The sequence below is a fragment of the Halopelagius longus genome (assembly GCF_900100875.1).
Lineage (GTDB): Archaea > Halobacteriota > Halobacteria > Halobacteriales > Haloferacaceae > Halopelagius > Halopelagius longus.
Genome location: NZ_FNKQ01000004.1, coordinates 204,456 through 220,461, shown reverse-complemented (window position 1 = coordinate 220,461; position 16,006 = coordinate 204,456). Strand labels below are relative to the sequence as shown.

Annotated in this window: 13 protein-coding genes; 9 read left to right on the top strand and 4 right to left on the bottom strand. The window is 65.4% G+C overall.

Translation table 11 applies throughout. The features are described 5' to 3' along the window. Window positions 1–18 precede the first annotated feature (18 nt). Genes BLS11_RS16105 through BLS11_RS16085 form a run of 5 tightly spaced genes read left to right on the top strand, consistent with a single transcriptional unit; the run spans window position 19 to window position 5,594 of the window. Window positions 19–1,353 (top strand): ABC transporter substrate-binding protein, encoded by a 1,335-nt coding sequence (locus BLS11_RS16105; RefSeq protein WP_092538806.1) that lies wholly within the window; start codon window positions 19–21, stop codon window positions 1,351–1,353. A gap of 53 nt (window positions 1,354–1,406) precedes the next feature. After that, complete coding sequence (locus tag BLS11_RS16100) at window positions 1,407–2,357, top strand: carbohydrate ABC transporter permease (protein ID WP_092538805.1); 951 nt, start codon at window positions 1,407–1,409, stop codon at window positions 2,355–2,357. A 2-nt stretch (window positions 2,358–2,359) separates the two neighbouring features. Next, window positions 2,360–3,292, top strand: a complete 933-nt coding sequence (locus tag BLS11_RS16095; protein WP_092538804.1) for a carbohydrate ABC transporter permease — start codon at window positions 2,360–2,362, stop codon at window positions 3,290–3,292. A gap of 2 nt (window positions 3,293–3,294) precedes the next feature. Next, complete coding sequence (locus BLS11_RS16090) at window positions 3,295–4,440, top strand: ABC transporter ATP-binding protein (RefSeq protein ID WP_092538803.1); 1,146 nt, start codon at window positions 3,295–3,297, stop codon at window positions 4,438–4,440. A 2-nt stretch (window positions 4,441–4,442) separates the two neighbouring features. Continuing rightward, entirely contained in the window at window positions 4,443–5,594 is a 1,152-nt protein-coding gene (locus BLS11_RS16085) for an ABC transporter ATP-binding protein (RefSeq protein ID WP_092538802.1), read from the top strand. Between the two features lie 398 nt (window positions 5,595–5,992). Here the strand turns inward: BLS11_RS16085 and xacF are convergent, their stop codons facing one another. Beyond that, window positions 5,993–7,441, bottom strand: a complete 1,449-nt coding sequence (gene xacF, locus BLS11_RS16080; protein ID WP_092538801.1) for a 2,5-dioxovalerate dehydrogenase — start codon at window positions 7,439–7,441, stop codon at window positions 5,993–5,995. Between the two features lie 109 nt (window positions 7,442–7,550). On the opposite strand from xacF, the gene gfo6 reads away from it, so the two are divergent. Together gfo6 and BLS11_RS16070 are read left to right on the top strand one after the other, a co-directional pair. Next, entirely contained in the window at window positions 7,551–8,642 is a 1,092-nt protein-coding gene (gene gfo6, locus BLS11_RS16075; RefSeq protein ID WP_092538800.1) for a D-xylose 1-dehydrogenase Gfo6, read from the top strand. A 68-nt stretch (window positions 8,643–8,710) separates the two neighbouring features. After that, the gene (locus BLS11_RS16070) at window positions 8,711–9,949 is read left to right on the top strand and encodes a mandelate racemase/muconate lactonizing enzyme family protein (RefSeq protein WP_092538799.1); all 1,239 of its coding nucleotides are present in this window, start codon (window positions 8,711–8,713) and stop codon (window positions 9,947–9,949) included. A 216-nt stretch (window positions 9,950–10,165) separates the two neighbouring features. Here the strand turns inward: BLS11_RS16070 and BLS11_RS16065 are convergent, their stop codons facing one another. Next, a complete protein-coding gene (locus BLS11_RS16065) occupies window positions 10,166–10,936 on the bottom strand; it encodes an SDR family NAD(P)-dependent oxidoreductase (RefSeq protein WP_092538798.1) in 771 nt (256 codons plus the stop codon). Between the two features lie 122 nt (window positions 10,937–11,058). Between BLS11_RS16065 and BLS11_RS16060 the strand changes: the two genes are divergently transcribed. Then, on the top strand, window positions 11,059–12,102 hold the full coding sequence (locus tag BLS11_RS16060) for a zinc-dependent alcohol dehydrogenase (RefSeq protein WP_092538797.1): 1,044 nt from the start codon (window positions 11,059–11,061) through the stop codon (window positions 12,100–12,102). Window positions 12,103–12,204: 102 nt separating this feature from the next. Here BLS11_RS16060 and BLS11_RS16055 read toward each other — a convergent pair whose 3' ends face one another. After that, window positions 12,205–13,713: an alpha-N-arabinofuranosidase gene (locus tag BLS11_RS16055; RefSeq protein WP_092538796.1), complete on the bottom strand. Its 1,509-nt coding sequence runs from the start codon at window positions 13,711–13,713 to the stop codon at window positions 12,205–12,207. Between the two features lie 171 nt (window positions 13,714–13,884). Here BLS11_RS16055 and BLS11_RS16050 point away from each other — a divergent pair, with 171 nt between their 5' ends. Beyond that, a complete protein-coding gene (locus tag BLS11_RS16050) occupies window positions 13,885–14,754 on the top strand; it encodes an SMP-30/gluconolactonase/LRE family protein (RefSeq protein ID WP_092538795.1) in 870 nt (289 codons plus the stop codon). Between the two features lie 129 nt (window positions 14,755–14,883). Here the strand turns inward: BLS11_RS16050 and BLS11_RS16045 are convergent, their stop codons facing one another. Beyond that, entirely contained in the window at window positions 14,884–15,987 is a 1,104-nt protein-coding gene (locus BLS11_RS16045; RefSeq protein ID WP_092538794.1) for a M24 family metallopeptidase, read from the bottom strand. Window positions 15,988–16,006 lie beyond the last annotated feature (19 nt).

Here is a 16,006-nt window from a genome sequence, read left to right as displayed (position 1 = left end):
ACTAACAGGCGGTAGTACATGGTTAAACATGACGCAGGTCCCGAAACGGACAGACGGACGTATATAGCCGCGCTCGGCACCGGACTCGCCGCCGGGTTGGCGGGCTGTGCCGGCGGGAACGGCGGGGGAGAAGGCGGCACGACGAACGGAAGCGGCGGCGGCGGCAGCGGAGAGTGGAACGAGACGCTCGAAGTGCTCCACGGCTGGTCCGGCGGCGACGGCGAAGCCGCGGTGAGCGCCCTCATCGAGGCGTTCAACGAGGAGTACCCCGACATGGAGACGAACTTTCAGGCCGTCGGGGCGAGCGCGAACGTCAATCTGAACGCGACCATCCTCCGCCGGATGGTGAACAACAACCCGATGAGTTCCTTCGCCAACTGGCCGGGGAACAACTTAGAGCGCTATCGGGGTCACCTCATGGACCTCGAGAAGGACGTCTGGGAGGCCGAGGGGTACAAGGACGTGATGCAGGACCGAGCCGTCGAACTCTGCACCTTCAACGACAAGATGCCCACCGTCCCGCTGGGGTCCCACCGGATGAACAACCTGTTCTACAACATCAAGGTGTTCGAGGACGCCGGCGTCGACCCGAAGAGCCTCGACTCGATGGACGCGTTGCTGTCGGCGCTCAAGACGATTCAGGAGGAGACGGACGTGACGCCGATGGGTCAGGCGATGAAGGCGCCGTGGACAGTGCTCCAACTCTGGGCGCAGGTCCTCATGAGCCAGTCCGGCGTCGACGCGTACACGAAGTTCATCGAGGGGAACGGAGACAAACAGAAGATCGTCGAAGCGCTGAAGACGGTCAAGGATATCCAGCAGAACTACATCACCTCGGACGCTTCCTCGGTCAGTTTCACCGACGTGGGCGGGAAGATGATAAACGGCGAAGTCGCCTGCATGCACCAAGGCAACTGGCTGGCGGGGCAGTTCCGCTCGAACGATTCGTTCAACTATCAGGAGCATTGGGGGTGGATTCCGTTCCCGGGCACGGAGGGCGTGTACTGCTACCACCTCGACTCCATCGTCGCGCCGATGAACAACCCCTCCAAGGAGGAGACCATCGCGTGGGAGAAGTTCGTCGGCACGAAGAAGGCGCAGATAGCCTTCAACAACCTGAAAGGTTCGGTTCCGCTTCGAACCGACATCGACCCGAGCGAACTGAGCGACTTCATCGCCATGACGTACAAGGACCTCACCAGTTCGGAGAAGTACCCGCCGACCATCGCGCACGGACTGGCAGTCCCGCCGGAGCAGATGGGTAACTGCAAGACGGCGATGAGCGAACACATGATGGGTCCGTACGACGTCAACGCGGCCGCGGATGCGCTCCTCAAAGCCGTCTCGGGATAGCGTAATCACACTAACAACACAATTTATTACGACGGACCTGAACACTCTTACCGATGGGTACGACCGAAACGACCGAAACGACCTCGTCGTCGTCCGAGGAGGTGGGCTGGGAGAGGAAGCTCAGGTACTTCCTGAACAGCGACTTCGTCCGGTCGTCGCCGTACTGGGGGATTCCGTTCCTCATCATGGGAATCGCCGTGTACGGCGGCATCGGGTTCAACCTCTCAATCTCCCTGACCGACGCGAAAGGACTGACTCCGCCGGATTACAGCACTCTGGACTTCGAGATGTATCGACAGGCGTTGGCTAGCGACGCCTTCAGGCAGGCCGCGCAGAACAACTTCGTGCTCCTCGTCGTATTCACGACGGTCTGTCTGCTTCTCGGTCTGTTCTTGGCGGTACTTTTGGACCACGGCATCCGGTACAAGGACAAGATTCAGACCATCTATCTGCTCCCGATGAGTCTCTCGTTCGTCGTCACGGCGCAGATGTGGCTCTGGATGTTCAACCAACAGAACGGGCTTCTCAACATCATCGTGACCGCGCTCGGCTTCGAGCCGATAGACTGGATCGGAAACCCGTCCATCGCGCTCGGGTCGGTGATATTCGCGCTCATCTGGCAGTTCAGCGGGTACACGATGGTCGTCTACCTCGCCGGACTCCAGTCGCTCCCGGACGACCAGTTCGAGGCTGCTCGCGTCGACGGCGCGAGCACGGTCAAGACGTACCTTCGCATCATCATCCCGCAACTCAAGGAGTCGTCGGTCAGCGCCGCCGTCATCCTGATGGTGTTCGCCCTCAAGGCGTTCACGTTCCTGTACGCGCTCACGGGCCGGTACCGCCCTCCGAACGGCACCGACATCCTCGCGACGCTGATGGTTCGGCAGGCGTTCAAGTTCGGTAAGTGGGCCTACTCGGCCGCCATCGCCACCTACCTGCTCCTCTTGGCGCTGGGAGTCATCGCACCGTACCTCTACTACCAGTACAAGCAAGGGAGTCTCTGAACATGTCGCAATCAACCTCTGACGGCGGAATCGACGTCGCCTCGTTCGTCGAGGACTGGAACCTCGGTCGAATCGCCCAGTATACGCTGGTGATACTCTTCATCGGCTTCTTCCTCGCACCGCTGGAGACGGGCCTGATGACGGCGCTGAAGACGAACGAAGCCGTCGCCCGGTCGATACCGCTCGTGCCGCCGACAGGAGAGGGATTCACGCTCGGGAACCTCCGGTTCGCGTTCGACAGGCTCTCGGGGGCGTTCTTCAACTCGCTTTTCATGGCCATCCCGGCGACGCTCGGTAGCGTCCTGTTAGGGAGCATGGCCGCCTACGGGCTCACGATGGTCGACTGGCGCGCCCAGATCCTGATGCTGGCGCTGTTCCTCATCGGCATCTTCATGCCGTACCAAGCCGTCTTGGTGCCGCTGTCGCGGTTCTGGAACAACATCTTCCCGCTCGCGTCGATGATCACCCCCCTGTTCCAGACGCTCCCGTTCCTGCAGGGGTACCACGCGAACCTCGTACCGCTGATAATCACTCACATCGCCTACGGGATTCCGATCTGCACGATACTGTTCCGGTCGTACTACCAGAGCCTCCCGAACTCGCTCGTCGAGGCGGGAAAGATCGACGGCGCGTCCATCACGAAGATATACCGGCGCATCGTCCTGCCCATCTCGAAGCCGATGTTCGGCGTCGTCTTCATCTACCAGTTCACCCAGATCTACAACGAGTTCCTCTTCGCGTTCACGCTGGTCACGGGCGCGGACACGCCCGAGGCACCGGTCACGCTCATCCTCCCGGCCGTCGGCGCCTCGACGTCGGGTATCGACTTCGGGATTCGGATGTCGGCGTCGTTCCTGGCCGCCATCCCGACGCTCATCATTTACGTCGCCTTCGCCGAACAGTTCGCTAAGGGTCTGCAGACGGAGAGTGGATAATCATGGGAGAAATCGAGATCGACAACCTGACGAAGCGGTTCGGAAGCACGACGGCGGTCGACGGGCTGAGCCTCGACATCGAGGACGGAGAGTTCCTCGTCCTCGTCGGCCCCTCCGGATGCGGGAAGTCCACCACGCTTCGGTGTCTCGCCGGGCTGGAGTCCGAAAGTTCCGGCGACATCTACATCGCGGGCGACCACATGAACTACCGCGTCCCGCAGAACCGGGACATCGCGATGGTGTTCCAGGACTACGCGCTGTATCCGCACATGACCGTCCGACAGAACATGCGCTTCGGCCTCGAAGAGGAGGAGGGGTACACGGCCGAGGAGCGCGACGAGCGCGTCGAAGAGATCGGAGAGATGCTCGGTATCGCGAACCTCCTCGACCGTAAACCCGACGAACTCTCGGGCGGACAGCAACAGCGCGTCGCCCTCGGCCGCGCCATCGTACGGGACCCGGAAGTGTTCCTGATGGACGAGCCGCTGTCGAATCTGGACGCGAAGCTCCGGGCGCAGATGCGCACCGAACTCCAACGGCTCCAGAACCGATTCGGCGTCACGACGGTGTACGTCACGCACAATCAGACGGAGGCGATGACGATGGGCGACCGCATCGCCGTGATGAACGACGGCGAACTCCAGCAGGTCGGCGAACCGCTGGAACTGTACCACGCCCCGGCGAACCGGTTCGTCGCCGGCTTCATCGGCGAGCCGATGATGAACTTCCTCGAGGGAACGTACGACGACGGCGTCTACCGCGGCGAGCACATCGAGTACCCGTTCGACGAGCAGATTCGAGAGCACGTCGACGGCGCCTCCGAAGTGGTGCTCGGCGTCCGCCCCGAGGACGTCGAACTCCACCCCGCCCGCGACGGAGCCGAGGCGACGCTCGACGACCACCAGTTCCTGATGGAGGTGGCTGTCGTCGAACCGCACGGCAATCAGAACATCGTCTACCTCAACCCCGTCGACGAGACGGGCACGGAGACCCTCTTGCAAGCCGTCGTCGGCGGCACCGACGACCCCCAACCGGGGATGCGAGTGATCGTCGGTATCGACCCCGAGACGGTCCACGTGTTCGACGCGCGGACCGGCGAAGCGCTCCACAACCGTCGCTTCGAATCCGAACGGGAGGTGACGGTCTGACCGTGTCCCGACTGGCACTCGACGACGTGACGAAGGTGTTCGGCGACGGCGAGTCGGAGGTCGTCGCGGTCGAAGACGTCTCGATCGACATCGCGGACGGCGAGTTCCTCGTCCTCGTCGGCCCCTCCGGATGCGGGAAGTCCACCACGCTCCGGATGATCGCCGGCCTCGAAACGGTGACGGACGGCGAGATTCGACTCGGCGACCGGGTGTTGAACGACGTCAAGACGCAGGATCGAGACATCGCGATGGTGTTCCAGTCCTACGCGTTGTACCCGCACCTGACGGCCGAACGCAACATGTCCTTCGGACTGGAGGAGTCGACGGAGATGTCGGACGCCGATATCTCCGAGCGCGTCGAAGAGGTTGCGGGGATGATGGGCATCGTAGACCTGCTCGACCGAAAGCCCGGTCAGTTGTCCGGCGGGCAACAGCAGCGTGTCGCGCTCGGTCGCGCCATCGTACGGGACCCGGAAGTGTTCCTGATGGACGAGCCGCTGTCGAATCTGGACGCGAAGCTCCGGGCGCAGATGCGCACCGAACTCCAGCAGCTACAGGAGCAACTTGGCGTCACGACGGTGTACGTCACGCACGACCAGACGGAGGCGATGACGATGGGCGACCGCATCGCCGTGATGAACGACGGCAAACTCCAGCAGTTGGGCGAACCGCTGGAACTGTACCACGAGCCGTCGAACCTGTTCGTCGCCGAGTTCATCGGGGAGCCCTCGATGAACTTCCTGCACGGGCGGATATCGGGGGCGACGTTCGTCGGCGACACCCTGAACTACGAACTCGACGACGACATCATCGCGGCGACCGAGGGCGTCGATGACGCCGTCGTCGGCGTGCGTCCGGAGGACATCGAGGTGCTGCCGAGGGCGCGCGTCGGCGACGACTCCGGCCACGAGTTCGAGATGGTCGCGACCGTCGTCGAACCGATGGGTAACGAGAACATCGTCCACCTGTCGTTCTCGGACGACCGGACGGAGGACGATCTGGTCGCCGTCACGGAGGAACCGCGTGCGGTCGAGGAGGGCTCCACCGTCGTCGTCAGGATTCCGCCGGAGATGGTCCACGTGTTCGACCAGACGACCGGCGAGGCCGTCCACAACCGCCGCGTAGAGAGCAGCGGACGGTTCGCCACGCCGTAGCGTCGTCGCGCTCTTCCCCCCTACTCTCCGTTCGCGTTCGAGCGAACGGACGCGCCGTATGCGCTCGGCCGTCACGTCGATAGAGACTCGTCACCGACACTGCGACGGCCGCCACCGACGCCGGAACGGCCGTCGCCGATATCTCTCGGCTGTCGCGTCCGCAGCCGTCTAAAAAGAACAGCTATCGTCGAAAGGAGAGCGATACGCGTCTCATCTTCCGCGAGTCGCGTCAGCGAGGACCCCCACGGCGAGTTCTCCGCGCGGTCTCAGCGCGACGAACGTCGCCGAGTTCGACGGCAACTACCGAGAGACATCGGACGGACCGCGGAACCGCGACGGCGCGACGGCGCTCCGACTCGCGTTCCGCCCGACGGTTCGGATTCGGCGAACGGTCGGATTCAGTAGTTGTCGTAGACGGTCTTCTCGATGGTGTAGAACTCCAGTCCGGCGTCGCCCTGTTCGCGCCACGTCTCCGAGGACGAGCGTTTGAACCCGCCGAAGGGGACGTGGAGTTCGAGGCCGGTCGTCTTCTCGTTGACCTTCACGACGCCCGCCTCCGCCTCCTCGAGGAAGCGGTTCGCCTCGGTGTGGTCGTCGGTGACGACGCTCGCGGAGAGGCCGTACTCGACGCCGTTGGCCACCTCGATACCCTCCTCGAAGTCGCTCACTTCGATGACGGCGACGACGGGGCCGAACACCTCCTCTTGGGCGATTCGCATGTCGGGGTCGACGTCGGTGAAGACGGTCGGTTCGACGAAGTGCCCTTCCTCGACTTCGTCGCCCTCGGGGACGCCGCCGCCGGCGACGAGCGTCGCACCTTCGTTTTCGGCCACCTCGATGTACTCGAGGGTGGAGTCGCGTTCGCCGGCGCTGACCTGCGGGCCCATCTCGTGTTCGTTTCCGGGACCGATGTCGATGGACTCGGCGCGGTCCGCGAGTTCGGCGACGAACTCGTCTTTGACGTCCTCGTGGACGATGGCGCGGGAGCAGGCGGTACAAGACTGACCGGTGGTTCCGAATCCGCCGCTGGCGACGATTTCGGCCGCCTCCGCGGGATCCGCGGAACTGGCGACGACCGTCGGGTTCTTCCCGCCGAGTTCGGTCTGGGCGCGCTTGCCGGCGTCGGTGGCTTGGTCGTACACCATCTCGCCGACCTGACCGCTCCCCGTGAAGGAGACGGCGTCGACGGCGTCGTTCCCGATGAACTCGGAACCGACTTCGCTGCCGGGACCGGTGACGACGTTGAGAACGCCGTCCGGGAGTCCGGCCTCGTCGAGCGCTTTCGCGAGTTCCAGTGCGACGCCGGGTGCCAGCGACGCGGGCTTCAGGACGACGGTGTTACCCGCCGCGAGCGCCGGTGCGAGCTTCCACGCGGGGATGGCGATGGGGTAGTTCCACGGCGTGATGAGGGCGGCCACGCCGACGGGCTCCTTCCGGGTGTAGAGGTTCGTTCCCCGTCCGCTCGCGCCCTTCACCGTGCCGCCGAGGTCGGCGGCCTTCGTCGAGAAGTAGTGGAAGATGTCGATGGCGCGTTGCACCTCGCCGGCCGCCTCGGGGCGGGCCTTCCCCTCCTCGGCGACGAGCATGTCGGTGAGTTCCTCCTTCCGTTGGGCGAGGAGGGTCCCCGCCTCGCGGAGGATGCGGCCGCGTTCCGGGCCGGGGGTGTTCGCCCACTCGTCTTGGGCGCTCGCGGCGGCGTCTACGGCGTCGGCCGCGTCGGATTCGTTCGACTGCTGATACCGCGCGACTGTCACGCTCGGGTCCGCCGGATTCTCGACGTCGATCGTCTCGCCCGTCTCCGATTCGACCCACTCTCCGTTCACGTAGTTGCGTCTGGTTTCCGTCATCGGGTACACTATCACAGTTCAGATATACGGTTGTTACGGTTTCGTAGAGGACCGACCGGCCCGCGGGCAGTCCACTACACTTTTGTCGGTCGCAGGGAACGTTCGTACTATGTCAGTCGATGACTACCTAGAGAGCGCCAGAGACCGCGACTGGGAGGAACTGGAGTCGGGGACGCTCCGCCTCGCCATGATCGGACTGGGGTGGTGGACGCGCGAGCAGGCGATACCCGCCGTCGAAGCGTCCGAGTTCTGCGAGACGACCGTCGTCGTGAGCAGTACGCACGAGAAGGGTGCCGAACTCGTCTCGGAGAGGGAGACTATCGAGACGGCACTCACCTACGACGAGTTCGTGGCGGGCGAGGCGACCGACGAGTACGACGCGGTGTACGTGTGTACGCCCAACGCCCGGCACCTGCAGTACGCGGCGGCGGCGGCCGAACACGGGAAGGCCATCCTCTGCGAGAAGCCGATGGAGGCGTCGGTCGAACGCGCCGAGGAACTCGTCTCGGCGACGGCGGACGTTCCGCTGATGGTCGCCTACCGCATGCAGACGGACCCGCAGGTGCGCCAGATGCGAGAACTCGTCGCCGAGGGGGCCATCGGCGACCCCGTCACCGTCCAAGGGCACATGGAGCAACAGATGCTCTCGCTCGTCTCCGGCGACCCGGACCAGTGGCGACTCGACCCCGAACTCGCCGGGTACGGCGCGACGATCATGGACATCGGCATCTACCCGCTCAACACCGCCCGGTTCGTCCTCGACGCCGACCCCGTCAGCGTGACCGCCCAGATGCACTCCGAGGACGAGGCGTTCCGAGACGTTCCGGACCAACACGCGACGTTCACCGTGCAGTTCGACGACGGAACGTACGCCGCCTGCACGGCGAGTCAACACGGGACGAGTGCGGGCGGTCTCCGCGTCATCGGGACGGACGGCGTGTTGACGCTCGAAGAGACGTTCCTCGGACAGGCCTCCCAGACGCTCACGCTCCGAAAGCCGGACGGGGAGACGATCGAAGTCGACGACGGTCGACGGGACCTGTTCGGCGACCAGATGATCGAGGAGTTCGACTACTTCGCCGACCGCGTCATCCGAGGGGAACCCGTCGCGCCCGACGGCGAACACGGACTCGTCGATATGCGGGCCATCGCGGCCATCTACGAGGCGGCGGAGACGGGCGCCGAGATATCGGTCGAGTAAGTCGGTCTCGTCCGTGAGTTGACGAGTCACAAGTTTTACTATCTCCCTTTCGAAACACTCCATTCGTAATGGTTGACCACGCGAAGCTCCGCGACCCGAACGCGGAGTACACGATGCGGGACCTCTCCGCGGAGACGATGAACATCACGAACGACCGCGGCGGGGTCCGCGACGCCGAGATTACGGACGTGCAGACGACGATGGTCGACGGTAACTACCCGTGGATTCTGGTTCGCGTCTACACCGACGCGGGCGTCGTCGGCACCGGCGAGTCCTACTGGGGCGGCGGCGACACCGCCATCATAGAGCGGATGAAGCCGTTCCTCGTCGGCGAGAACCCCCTCGACATCGACCGCCTCTACGAACACCTCGTGCAGAAGATGTCCGGCGAGGGCTCCATCTCGGGGAAGGTCATCTCCGCCATCTCGGGCATCGAAATCGCCTTACACGACGTGGCCGGGAAACTCCTCGACGTGCCCGCCTACCAACTCGTCGGCGGGAAGTACCGCGACGAGGTGCGCATCTACTGCGACCTCCACACCGAGGACGAGGCCAACCCCGAAGCCTGCGCCGAGGAGGGCGTGCGCGTCGTCGAGGAACTCGGCTACGACGCCATCAAGTTCGACCTCGACGTGCCCTCGGGCCACGAGAAGGACCGCGCGAACCGCCACCTGCGCGGCCCCGAAATCGACCACAAGGTCGAAATCGTCGAAGCCGTCACCGAGGCGGTCGGCGACCGCGCGGACGTCGCCTTCGACTGCCACTGGTCGTTCACCGGCGGGAGCGCAAAGCGCCTCGCGGAGGCCCTCGAACCGTACGACGTCTGGTGGCTCGAAGACCCCGTGCCGCCGGAGAACCACGACGTGCAGGCGAACGTGACGCACTCCACCTCGACGCCCATCGCCGTCGGGGAGAACGTCTACCGGAAGTTCGGGCAACGGACGCTTCTGGAACCCCAAGCGGTCGACATCGTCGCGCCCGACCTCCCCCGCGTCGGCGGGATGCGGGAGACGCGGAAGATAGCCGACCTCGCGGACATGTACTACATCCCGGTCGCGATGCACAACGTCTCCTCGCCCGTCGGGACGATGGCCTCCGCACAGGTCGCCGCGGCCATCCCCAACTCGCTTGCCGTCGAGTACCACTCCTACCAACTCGACTGGTGGGAGGACCTCGTGGAGGAAGACGACCTCATCGAGGAGGGGCGCATGGAGATACCCGAAACGCCCGGTCTCGGTCTGACGCTCGATTTAGACGCCGTCGAGGAACACATGGTCGAGGGCGAGACGCTGTTCGACGAGGCGTAAGCCGACGTCGAGCCGGCGAATCTCAGATTTGCGCTGTTCGACGAGGCGTAATTCGTCGAGCACGTGACGCCGTGCGTCACTCAGTTCGACGGAGAATCGGTCGGGTAACTCCCCGACGGTCGGTTTCGACTTCTCTTTTCGGCGCTCGGTTCGTGAGGGCCGCGACGCCGTCGCACTCCGGTGGCGAAGAATCGGCGGCGTCCCACCCCGAAGCGCTCAGAAGGCGCTGTCCGCGAACCCGCCGTCGACGGTCACGACCTCTCCGGTGACGTACGAGGAAGCGTCGCTCCCGAGGTACACCGCCGCGCCGACGATCTCCTCACGGTCGGCGACGCGGCCGAGGGGCGTCCGCTCGTCGATGCGCGTTCGTTTCTCCGTCCCCTCAGCGTACGTCTCCTCGTTCTGGGGAGTGATGACGAAGCCGGGAGCGATAGCGTTCACCCTGATGTCGGGCGCGAGTTCCTTCGCGGACGCTCGGGTGAACGCCTCGACGCCGCCTTTCGCCGCCGAGTACGCCGGGAGGTTCGACATGGAGAGCGTCGCCGCCAGCGAGGAGATGTTGATGATCGACCCCGAGTCCATCGCGGGTTCGAACGCCTGCGTCACACGGCGGACGCCGTCGAGGGCGACGTCGGTGACGAAGTCCCACTCCTCGTCGGATATCTCCCGGACGGAGTCCCGAGAGATGGCTCCTTGGGATGCCACGACGACGTCGATGCCGCCGAACTCCTCGACCGCCCGGTCGCGGACGCGGGCGAGCGAATCGGAGTCCGTCACGTCACAGGTCACGCTTACGGTGTCGGCTCCGAGTTCTCGAATCGACTCGGCCGTCGATTCGACTTTCTCCTCGCTCCGACTGGTCGCGACGACGTCCGCGCCCTCGCTCGCGAACCCGAGCGCGATCGCCTGTCCGATTCCGCTCGTGCCGCCGACGACGACTGCGCGCTTGTCCTCGACAGTAACTGGAGTGTGCTCGTACGGTGCCATACAGAACAGGCGTGTCGATCACCGTTATTACTGTCGGTATCGGAGGACTCCGCGACGAACGCGGTGCGACACAGTCTTCGCCGACCGACAGTCTGATAGTCACCGCGGTAGCACGTCCCACTATGCGAGGACTCAGTAAGACTAGTCGCAGTAGCGGTTCCATGGAACTCCTCGACGTCGAGAAGCCGGAACCCGACGCCGACGAGGCGCTTATCGAAGTCGACTACGCCGGTCTCTGCGGGAGCGACGCCGGAATCTACGAGTTCGAGTCCGCGTTCGAGCGGATGAACCTCCCGAACATCATCGGCCACGAGTACACCGGCCGCGTCGTCGAGACGGGCGAGGCGGTCACGTCGTTCTCCGTCGGTGACCGCGTCGTCGAGCGCCCGATTCGGGGCTGCGGCGAGTGCTACCAGTGCCGCATCGGCGAGGAGAACGTCTGCCAGAACGCGGTCATCACGGGCGTCGACCACGACGGCGCGTACGCGGGCTACATCGCCGTCCCCGAAACGGCGCTTCACCCCGTTCCGGACGGCGTCGACCCGCGCCACGCGGCGTTAGTCGAACCGACGAGCATCGGCGCCCGCGCCGTGATACAGAACTCGCGAGTGGGGGCCGGCGACCGAGTATTGGTCGCGGGACCGGGGCCCATCGGACAACTGACGGCGCAGATCGCAGACGCACAAGGCGGCGAGGTGGTCGTCGCTGGCGTCGGACAGGACACCGACTACCGCCTCCCCCTCGCCGAGGAACTCGGATTCCGAACGATCAACGTCGAGGCGGACGATCTGGAGGCCCACCGCGAGGAACTGACCGACGGCGTCGGCTACGACGTCGTCTTCGACACGACCGGCCACCCCTCGGGACTGACGATGGCCGTAGACGAAGTCCGGAAGGGCGGTCAGATCGTCCTGATCGGCCAGACCGGCGAGACGACGATGCCGTACTCGCCGCTGGTCCGGTCCGAAATCGACCTCCAGTGTTCGTACGCGTCGATGTACGAGGACTTCGAGCGCTCGCTTCGGATGATCGAGTCCGGGGACGTCGACCACGAGACGTTCCTCGACGACCGCTTCTCGCTTCTGGACGCCGACGAAGCGTTCGAGACGTTCCTCGCGGGCGGGACGTGCAAGCCAGTGTTCGACGTCTCGGAACTGCGCGAGTAACGCGCGGCCCTATTTTTCCCGTTTCGGACAGTTCTCGGCGGTGAATGCCGACCGGCGAACGTTCTCACTGACCAGTACCGGTGAAAAAGCGGTGCGCTCGGATTATCGGATCGAGATTCCGGCCACCGTCGACGCCGGCAACTCGGCGATCAGGGAACCGCTGTCGACCGCCACGTCGAGTTCCTCGGCGGTGAACTCCTCGGCGTTGTCGGCGTCGACCTCCGCGTCGGGGTCGTGGTCCTCGAACAGTATCTCGGCGTCGATGGACTTGGAGTCGAGGTCCATCCCTTCGAGGGTGACGTCGACCGTCTTCCGCTCGCGGCAGTCGAGGTTCGTGACGGTGACGTACGTCTCGTCGTCGGCGACCGACGCGGACGCGCCGACGAGCGGTAGTTCGCGGTCCTCGTCGTCGCCGTCGAGACCGCGCGTCGGCGTCTCGACCGACGTCTGCACCGCCTCGTTACCCTTGTGCGGCGCGTACAGGTCGAAGACGCGGTACGTCGGGCGCGCCCACGCGTCGTCCTCGTCGGTTTCGACGAGGCACTGCAGGACGTTGACCGTCTGTGCGATGTTCGTCATCGTCAGGACGTCGCTGTGGTCGTTGAAGACGTCGAGGACGGCCGCCGCCGAGAGCGCGTCGAGGACGGTCCCCGGCTGTTCGAGTCCGTTGTCGGCCGTGGCCTCGGGGTGCCACGAGCCCCACTCGTCGATGATGACGCCGATGTCGTCGGTCGTCGCCACCGCGTTGATCGCCGCGGCGATTCGCTCGATGTGGTCCTCCATCTCGAGCGCCTCGACGAGGAACTGATCGTACTTCTCCTCGTCGGCCTCGGGGACGTTCATCGTCCGTCCGTAGTAGTGGTGCAGCGTGAGGTGATCGAGCGGGAACTCCACGCCCCACGGGGAGCCGTTGACCTCCTCGAGGAAGCGGCGGTTCCACTCGTGGCCCTCGAAGCCGCAGGCGATCAGCTCGAGTTCGTGATCGAGCATCAGGTTGTCCATCGTCCCGACGTACGTCGCGTACCGCCGGTACTCGCGGGCGTACTGCTCGGGGGTCATCTGTCCGCCGCAGCCCCAGTTTTCGTTGCCGAGCCCCCAGTACTTGACGCCGTAGGGCTCCTCGTGACCGTTCTCGCGCCGTCGGTCCGCGAGTTCGGTGTCGCCGTCGTAGTTGCAGTACTCGACCCAGTCGGCGGCCTCTTGGGGGTCGCCCGACCCGACGTTGGCCGCGAGGTACGGCTCCGTCCCGATTCGCTCGCACAGTTCGAGGAACTCGTCGGTGCCGAAGGCGTTGGACTCCTCGGGCAGTTCCTCCGGCCCCTGCGCCCAGAAGAGGTTCCGGCGTCGCGGTCGTTCCTCCTGCGGACCGACGCCGTCCTCCCAGTGGTAGTCGTCGGCGAAACAGCCGCCGGGCCAGCGGAGAACGGGAATCTCGAGGTCCGAAAGGAGCGAGACGACGTCCTCTCGGAAGCCGCCCTCGTCGGCGCTGTCGCTGGTCCAGAGCCCCTCGTAGATGCACCGCCCGAGGTGCTCGGAGAAGTGTCCGTGCACTTCGGGTTCGATGCGGTCGATACCCGCTGCAGTATGGACTGTAATGCGTGCGTTAGCCATCCGCACTCGTCTTTCTTGCACAGTATAATAAGTTCCTCGATTATGTCAGTCCGGGCCCATGAACCCGAGAGAGCGGGGACGACCGACGAACCGGTCGCTCCGCTGTGGTCGGGACGCCGGACGGTCGCTCCCGAAGGTATATTCAAGTGCTAGTCTCGCCACGTATCGGCCGTGACTCGACTCGAACGCGTCGCGGACACACGAAACGACACCGGCGAAGGACCGCTTTGGCATCCCGACGAGGGCTGTCTGTACTGGGTCGATATCCCGCCGGGGAAGCTGTACCGGTTCGATCCGGACGCCGGAACGCACACGCTCGCGTACGAGGCCCCCGGCGACCAGCCCATCGGCGGCTTCACGATTCAGACCGACGGGTCGCTGTTACTGTTCGAGGACGGTCGGATCAGCCGGTGGCAGCCCGGATCGGAATCGGCGGAACTCGTCACCGGCGTCGACGCCGACACGCGGTTCAACGACGTCATCGCGGACCCCGAGGGGCGGGTGTTCTGCGGGACGATGCCCGGCGAGGACTCGCTGGGCGACCTCTATCGGGTCGACCTCGACGCCACCGTGACGGCCGTCGTCGAGGACGTCGATATCGCAAACGGGATGGGGTTCTCCGGCGACGGAGAGACGTTCTACTTCACCGAGTCGGAGGCGCACCGGATCTACGCGTTCGACTACGACCGAACGACCGGCGAACTCTCGAATCGGCGGACGTTCGTCGAGACGGCCGACGACGGGATTCCGGACGGACTGACCGTCGACGAGGACGACTGCGTCTGGTCGGCCCGGTGGAACGGCGGCCGCGCAGTCCGATACGACCCGACCGGGACGCCGGTCGAGGAGATTACCGTCCCCGCGCGGAAGGTGTCGTCGGTGACGTTCGCCGGCCCCGAGTACGACGACCTGTACCTGACGACCGCACTCGACGGCGGTGACCGGGACGGCGAAGGTGAGGGGGCCGGTGCACTCTTCCGAGCAACGGGGCTCGAAACGGGTGGTCGCGAGGAGTTCCGCTCGCGGATCGAGACGGAGTAGTCCCGTTTCCGTCGCGGCGGTCGAGACAGGCCGTCCGCTTCCTTCTCCGGTGGTTCATCTCGGGGTCTCCCGCGGCTTGTCTCCGATTGCGTCGGCGAACGCTCGCGACGCCTCGCGACCGCCGAGAAGTTACCGGGACAACGGGACCGGGAGGTCGATTCGAAGGTCGGAGTCGACGGCCTCGTACTCCGCGGTGGGCCACGAACCGGTATCGGTGACCACGTCGACGCCGCCCGACGAGACGAGGACGGTGTCTTCCGTTTTCGCCCCCTGTACCGTCGGGTTCCACGCGTACGGCGCGGGCGCTTCGACGGGCGCGTCGGCCGACGGCGTCGCGGTCCACTCCCGACTCTCGAACCCGATTGCGCCGCCCTGATGGTGCCGTCGCCACTCGTCTTCCCGGCCGACGGCCGCGTACGCACGCTGTATCTCGCCGAACACGTCGCCGGCGGCGCCGTCCTCGGTCGTCGCCGCCTCCCGCGTCGCCGCCATCGCCGTCGCCGCGACGCGACTCGCGTCGTCGTGTCGCTCGCGTAGCCACGACGGGGCGTCGAAGTCGACGGTCCGGGTGACGGCGATGTTGACGCCGCGTTCGACCGCAACGACGGTGAGAAGTGCGTACTCGCCCAGCGGTTCGTCCGTCGGCGTGAAGTGTCGGTGGCGCTGGGAGCGTTCGGCGCCGCCGACGAGGACGACCGGCGATTCGAGCCCCCGCCGCCAGAGTTCCTCGCGGAGTCGTCCCGCCGCGGCACGCTCGGTATCGTCCGGAGAGACGTTTCGTGCCACCGTTTCGACCGCGTCGGCGGTCGCTCGGCCGGCGCGTTCGAGTACCCGCCGGTCCGGGTCGGTGAACGGAAGCCGCAGTCGCGAGGCGTCGATGGGGTCCAGACCCGGTACCGTCGGAACGTCCGCACCGGCGCTGTCGGCGCTTGCACGCGCCACCGCCTCCGCGAGGGACGACTCGTGCCACTCGAACGTCTCGACGGGTACCCCCGACGGGAGTTCTTCCTCGCGGAAGCGGTCCGCCTCGTTGTTCGACGTGAGCGCTCGGACCGCGTCGCCGTCGTAGCCGAGTGCGGCGACCCCGGCGTCCGCCGCGCGGTCGACCGTCGAGTTCCCGCCGTCGGTCACCCACGCGAAGTTCGCCGGCCTGAGGAACCACAGTTCCGTCAATCCCCGTTCGGCCATGAACTCGTCTAGACGCGTCAGTTTCTGGTCGCGTACCGCCGTCATACCCCTCGCGACGAAGGGC

What these genes read in the sequence shown, in the direction of transcription:
- BLS11_RS16105 (WP_092538806.1), top strand. Translation starts at nt 19, where the DNA reads ATGGTTAAACATGACGCAGGTCCCGAAACGGACAGACGGACGTATATA.
- BLS11_RS16070 (WP_092538799.1), top strand. Translation starts at nt 8,711, where the DNA reads ATGGTTGACCACGCGAAGCTCCGCGACCCGAACGCGGAGTACACGATG.
- xacF (WP_092538801.1), bottom strand. Translation starts at nt 7,441, where the DNA reads ATGACGGAAACCAGACGCAACTACGTGAACGGAGAGTGGGTCGAATCG.
- BLS11_RS16060 (WP_092538797.1), top strand. Translation starts at nt 11,059, where the DNA reads ATGCGAGGACTCAGTAAGACTAGTCGCAGTAGCGGTTCCATGGAACTC.
- BLS11_RS16055 (WP_092538796.1), bottom strand. Translation starts at nt 13,713, where the DNA reads ATGGCTAACGCACGCATTACAGTCCATACTGCAGCGGGTATCGACCGC.
- BLS11_RS16090 (WP_092538803.1), top strand. Translation starts at nt 3,295, where the DNA reads ATGGGAGAAATCGAGATCGACAACCTGACGAAGCGGTTCGGAAGCACG.
- BLS11_RS16045 (WP_092538794.1), bottom strand. Translation starts at nt 15,987, where the DNA reads ATGACGGCGGTACGCGACCAGAAACTGACGCGTCTAGACGAGTTCATG.
- BLS11_RS16100 (WP_092538805.1), top strand. Translation starts at nt 1,407, where the DNA reads ATGGGTACGACCGAAACGACCGAAACGACCTCGTCGTCGTCCGAGGAG.
- BLS11_RS16095 (WP_092538804.1), top strand. Translation starts at nt 2,360, where the DNA reads ATGTCGCAATCAACCTCTGACGGCGGAATCGACGTCGCCTCGTTCGTC.
- gfo6 (WP_092538800.1), top strand. Translation starts at nt 7,551, where the DNA reads ATGTCAGTCGATGACTACCTAGAGAGCGCCAGAGACCGCGACTGGGAG.
- BLS11_RS16065 (WP_092538798.1), bottom strand. Translation starts at nt 10,936, where the DNA reads ATGGCACCGTACGAGCACACTCCAGTTACTGTCGAGGACAAGCGCGCA.